Genomic DNA, 5,741 nt, shown 5'->3' on the forward strand with positions numbered 1-5,741 from the left:
CCCCAGCCCGCATGATCGAAGGCCGAAGCGCCGACTTTATCCACTCCGTCAGATCTGATATGTATTATAGAGCTGACGCAGGCCGGCCTCGTGCGTCCAAGCATGCTGTGGAGATATGTTTATGTCAAAATAAACCGATTCATAAGGCAAGTGATCAAAAAATCTGAATCTTTTTGCTGTGAAAGTACATCTAAATGTGTAAATAAACTCCCTTATAAAATCAATATACAAAAGAATTGGAATATACCATTTGTACGTTATTCGAATGATTGTGATCTTGTTTGCCTCTGCATGAGGCCGGGGGGCAGTACTTTCGATTCCGGTGATGCGTCCTTGCATCACCGGCGGCCTGTCCGGGCGCCGGTGCCCTTGTTCCGTGTCGCCGCGCCGATCGCCGCTGACGCCCGGCGGGGATCGCGCCGTTCCGCCACGAAGCCCGTCAGGCGCGTTACGCGCAGTCCGCCATTCCGGAGAGCGCGACAGGTTCGCCCGTTCCCGCATCCGCTGGACGAGGCCGAGCCCCGTCTCGGGCTGGACGCACGCGGCGGATTCGATTCCGGGAACCATCCCGGCGGTCGGTGCCTTCCTGGGCGGGATTTCGGGCGGACCTGTGCCGGCCGCGACCCTTTGGGACATGCCCGCCCCCTCCCCCGGTGGCGAGAGAGGATATTTTCTTTGCGTTCAGCGATCATCACCGCCGCCCTGCTGGCGGCCCTCGGCGGCGTCGTCGCGATCCCGGCCTCCGCCGCGCCGATCGGCCCCGGCACCGGCGTTTCGGCGCCCGCCGATATCGTTTCGACCGTCCAGATGGATCGGATGGAGCGGCGCATGATGCGGCGTGACATGGAGCGCCGGATGATGCGGCACCGGATGGAGCGGCACATGATGCGCCGCGAGATGCGTCACCGCATGATGCGTCGCGAGATGATGCACCGCATGTAAAGGCGATCCGCGTCGGGTCCGGCGGAAGGCCGGGTTCGACGCGCAGGCTTCGGGAGCTTGCCGCGGCAGGCTCCCGACAGAGGGGGGCGTGGACCGGCGCCCGACCCCGGACGTCCCCGTGCGGGACGCCGAGCATGTCCGCGGCGGACCGGTCCGCGGAGCCCCTGCCCCCGCCGACGTCGATAGTCCGGGATCCGGAGCCGGCCCGCGATGCCGCGCCCGGCAGGATCCGGATTCTTGCCCGATCCGCAGGCCCGGCGGTCCTCCCGGACAGCGCCGCGCGCCGCTACGTCCGGGACGATCGAACCATCCGTGGCGCTGTGCGTTTCAAGGCACCGAAAGGGAGATTGGTACAATGAAGGCGTTTCTGGCAGCGGCCGCGGTGAGCCTCGGAATCTTGGGCGTCGTCGGCCCGGTCTCGGCACAGCCGCGCCCCGATTACGACGATTACGGCGGTCGCGGTTACCGTGATCGCGGCGACTACGATTACCGCGACCGCGACCGCGGCTACCGCGATCGGGACGATTATCGGGGACGCGCCAATTACGGGTTCGACGAGCGGGAATACCTGCGCTGCAATCCGGATGTCCGCCGCGCCGTGGCCAACGGCCAGATGGAATCGGGCGCCGCCCATTACCGGGTGTTCGGGCGTCGCGAGGGCCGCCGTCTGAGTTGCTGACCGGATCGCGGGACCCCGCTCGACCGGGCGCGCCTATCGGGCGCGGGCCCGGTCGTGCAACAGGTTGATGATCAGCGCCGTCCAGCCGGTCTGATGCGCGGCGCCGAGCCCCCTGCCGGTGTCGCCATCGAAGAATTCGTGAAACAGCAGCGGCTCCTCGGCGCCGGGCGCCGGGGCGATCGGCTGCCGGGGCCCGAGGGCGGGCCGCCGCCNNGTCTCGTCCCTGGCGAACAGGGCGATCAGCCGGTCCTCGAGGGCGTCCGCGATGGCGCTGAGCGTCAGCATCGCGCCCGAGCCCGTCGGATACTCCACCCGGAAGTCGTCGCCGTAATAGGTATGGAAGCGCCGTAGCGCCTCGACGATCAGGAAGTTCATCGGCATCCAGACAGGCCCGCGCCAGTTCGAATTGCCGCCGAACATGTTCGAGGTGGAATCAGCCGGGTCGTACCGGACCGTGAAGGAGGCGCCCAGCTCGTTGAGCACGTAGGGCGCGTCGCGGTGGACCTTCGACAGCGAGCGTATGCCGTAGGGCGAGAGAAACTCGGCCTCGTCGAGCATGCGGCGCAGCAGGGCCTTCATCCGGTGCCCGCGCAGCAGCGACAGCAGCTTGCGGTCCTTCACGCCGCCCTCGGTCCAGCGGGAGACCAGCTGGGCGAGATGGGGCCGGTTCTCCAGAACCCAGTTCAGGCGCCGGGCGAAGTCCGGCAGCCGGTGGAGCACGGAGGGCTCGATCACCTCCACGGCGAAGAGCGGGACCAGCCCGACCATGGAGCGGACCCGCAGCGGCAGCATCCCGCCGCCGGGGATGTCGACCTCGTCGTAGTAGAATTCGTCGGCCTCGTCCCACAGGCCGAAGCCGTCGCCGCCGCCTTCGCCGCCCATGTCGGTCATGGCCTCGGCGATGAGCAGGAAGTGCTCAAAAAACTTGGACGCGGTGCTCTCGTAGACGTCGTTGTGGAGGGCAAGCTCCAGGGCGATGCGCATCATGTTGAGCGCGTACATCGCCATCCAGGCGGTGCCGTCGGCTTGGTGCACCACCCCGAAGCCCGGGGGCGGGCGCGAGCGGTCGAACACGCCGACATTGTCGAGCCCCAGGAAGCCCCCCTGGAACACGTTGCGGCCCTGCGCGTCCTTGCGGTTCACCCACCAGGAGAAGTTGATCAGGAGCTTGTGGAACACGCCTTCCAGGAAGGCGAGGTCGCCGCGCCCGCCCCGCCGGTCTCGGTCGATCTCGAACACCCGGTAGGTGGCCCAGGCATGGACCGGCGGGTTGGCGTCGCCGAACTCCCACTCGTAGGCCGGGAGCTGGCCGTTCGGGTGCATGTACCATTCGCGGGTGAGCAGCAGGAGCTGCTTCTTGGCGAAGTCCGGGTCCAGCAGGGCGAGCGGCAGGCAGTGGAAGGCGAGGTCCCAGGCGGCGAACCAGGGATATTCCCAGGTGTCGGGCATCGACAGCACGTCGGCCGCCGCGAAGTGGCGCCACTGGCCGTTGCGGCCGCCCGCGCGCCCCCGCGGCGGCGGCGGCTGGAGCGGGTCGCCCTCCAGCCAGCGCCGCACGTCGTAGCTGTAGAGCTGCTTCGACCAGATCAGGCCGGCGGCGGCCTGGCGGAAGATGGCGCGGGAATCCGGGCTCGCGATGCCGTCCTGCAATTCCTCGTAGAACGCGTCCGCCTCGGCCACCCGGCGGCGGACCAGCGACCCGTCGTCGACCACCCGGGGGCGCGTGCCCGCCGACAGCCGCAGGCGGATCCGGGCGGTTTCCCCGGGCGCCAGCCGCAGCGCGTAGTGGAGGCCGAGCTTGGTGCCCGTGTCCCGGCGCACCGAAGCGGGATCGCCGCCGACGATCGCCGCGTGGAGCCCGTCCTTGAACGGCCCGGCGGCGTCCGGCTGCCCGCCGTGCCGCCGCAGGTTGGTGTCGTTCTCGCAGAACAGGAGGTCCGGCATCCCGTCGAAGGCGAGCCGGTACGGCCCGAGCCGGTCATGCGTGCAGATCACGCCCCCGTCGGGGGCGCAGGCGATCCGCGGGCGCGCCTGCCCGGCCTGCCAGGACCACGTGTTGCGGAACCAGAGCTGCGGGACGAGGTGGAGGTCGGCGGCCTCGGGCCCCCGGTTCAGCGCGGTGATCACCGCGTGGATGTCGTCGGCGTCGGCCTTGGCGTATTCCACCGTGACGTCGAAGAACCGGTTCCCGTCGAAGAGGCCCGTCTCCTCGATCTCGTATTCGGGCTGCTCCCGCCCGCGCCGCATGTTCTCGCCGACGATGTCCTCGTACGGGAAGGCCGCCTGCGGATAGCGGTAGAGCATCTTCAGGTAGGCGTGGCTCGGGACCGCGTCGAGGTAGTGGTAGACCTCCTTCACGTCCTCGCCGTGGTTGCCCTCCTGGTTGGTCAGGCCGAACAGCCGCTCCTTGAGGATGCGGTCGCGCCCGTTCCAGAGGGCAAGGGCCAGGCAGAGGCTGCCGCGCTCGTCGCAGATCCCCGCCAGCCCGTCCTCGCCCCAGCGATAGGCGCGCGAGCGGGCGTCCTCGTGCGTCAGGGCGGCCCAGGCGTTGCCGCAGGGGCTGTAATCCTCCCGCACGGTCCCCCATTGCCGCTCGCTGAGATAAGGCCCCCAGAGCGACCACGCCCGGTCGCCCCGGCCCTGCTCGGCGATCCGGCGGCGCTCGGCCCAGCCCACCGACGCGTCCCGGGAGTCGTCACGATCCTCGGCACGATCCTCGTCCACGCGCGGCCCCATCAGCCGCGTCCCGGACGCGGTCTCGGACGGCGGGGGACGGGGGCGCGGCGGGGATGGGAGGCGGCCATCGGTCACGACGGTTTGCTGCGGATGCGCCGGCCCGATGCATCATTGACGCCATCCCGACCCGGCCGCCCGCACGGCCACCGCACGGCTCCGTGAGGGCCCGTCCGCCGGCCCCGCGGCGGGCCCGGCCCGGGACCATCCGGGCCCGCCCCGGAAAACTTGACCCTGCGCAAGGTGAGCGACAGGATCGGTCTGGATGATCTGCGACTCGACGCGCGGCGATGCACGTTGATCTGTCCGAACTCAGCGTTCGTCGGCGATCTGACCGGCCGCATCTGGGGGAACGATGACGCAATTACTGAGGGCCGGCCTGGCCGGGCTGCTGTTCATGACCGCGGCGCAGGGGCAGGAGGGCGGCGCGCCGGTGAAGATCGGCGTCGCCGCGCCCATGACCGGGCCGAACGCGGCCTTCGGCGCCCAGATCCGGAACGGCGTGAGCCAGGCGGTCGAAGACCTCAACAAGGCGGGCACGCTGAAGGGGAGGACGCTGACGGTCACGGTCGGCGACGACGCCTCCGACCCGAAGCAGGGCGTCTCGGTGGCCAACAAGTTCGCCAGCGACGGCGTGAAGATGGTCGTCGGCGACTACAATTCCGGCGTCACGATCCCGGCCTCCGACGTCTACCTCGACGCCGGCATCATCCAGATCACCCCGGCCTCCACGAGCGTGAAGTTCACCGAGCGCGGGATGTGGAACACGTTCCGCACCTGCAGCCGCGACGACCAGCAGGGCGCGGTGGCGGGCAGCTATCTGGCCGCGCACTTCCCGGGCCAGAAGATCGCCTTCGTCCACGACAAGACGCCCTACGGCAAGGGGCTGGCCGACGAGACGCTGAAGGCGTTCCGGGCCAAGGGCGGCAAGGAGGTGCTGTACGAGGGCATCAACCCGGGCGAGAAGGACTACGCGGCCCTCGTCTCCAAGATGAAGTCGGCCAATGTCGACGTCGTCTATTTCGGCGGCGTGCACACCGAGGCCGGGCTGATCATCCGGCAGATGCGCGATCAGGGCCTCGCCGCCCGCATGATGAGCGGCGACGCCATCCCCGACAAGGAATTCGTCCAGATCGCCGGCCCGGGCGCGGCCGGGACCCTGATGACCTTCGCGCCGGACGCCCGCAAGAACCCGAACGCCAAGGGCGTGGTGGCGGCCTTCAACGCCCGGGGCATCGATCCCGAGGCCTACACGCTCTACGCCTACGCGGCCGTGCAGGTCCTGGCCAAGGCCATGGCCGAGACGGGCTCCAGCGACGGGAAGGCGCTCGCCGACTGGCTGCACCAGGGCAAGCCGGTGGACACGGTGGTCGGGCCGATCGCCTAC

4 protein-coding genes are annotated in these 5,741 nt (G+C 69.1%); 3 read left to right on the forward strand and 1 reads right to left on the reverse strand.

What is annotated here, in order from left to right:
- Positions 1 to 675 precede the first annotated feature (675 nt).
- Together I53_RS25600 and I53_RS25605 are read left to right on the forward strand one after the other, a co-directional pair.
- Positions 676 to 942: a hypothetical protein gene (locus I53_RS25600; RefSeq protein ID WP_043356118.1), complete on the forward strand. Its 267-nt coding sequence runs from the start codon at positions 676 to 678 to the stop codon at positions 940 to 942.
- Positions 943 to 1,297: 355 nt separating this feature from the next.
- On the forward strand, positions 1,298 to 1,621 hold the full coding sequence (locus I53_RS25605) for a hypothetical protein (RefSeq protein WP_043356119.1): 324 nt from the start codon (positions 1,298 to 1,300) through the stop codon (positions 1,619 to 1,621).
- A gap of 33 nt (positions 1,622 to 1,654) precedes the next feature.
- Here I53_RS25605 and I53_RS25610 read toward each other — a convergent pair whose 3' ends face one another.
- Positions 1,655 to 4,357 carry a glucosidase gene (locus I53_RS25610; protein WP_251982457.1) on the reverse strand — a complete coding sequence of 901 codons (2,703 nt, stop codon included), beginning with the start codon at positions 4,355 to 4,357 and terminating at the stop codon, positions 1,655 to 1,657.
- Positions 4,358 to 4,709: 352 nt separating this feature from the next.
- On the opposite strand from I53_RS25610, the gene I53_RS25615 reads away from it, so the two are divergent.
- The coding region (locus I53_RS25615) for a branched-chain amino acid ABC transporter substrate-binding protein (RefSeq protein WP_043356121.1) at positions 4,710 to 5,741 on the forward strand (1,032 nt) is incomplete at its 3' end.

Origin of the sequence: Methylobacterium sp. B1 (assembly GCF_000333255.1) — a bacterium.
Taxonomy (GTDB): Bacteria; Pseudomonadota; Alphaproteobacteria; order Rhizobiales; family Beijerinckiaceae; genus Methylobacterium; species Methylobacterium fujisawaense.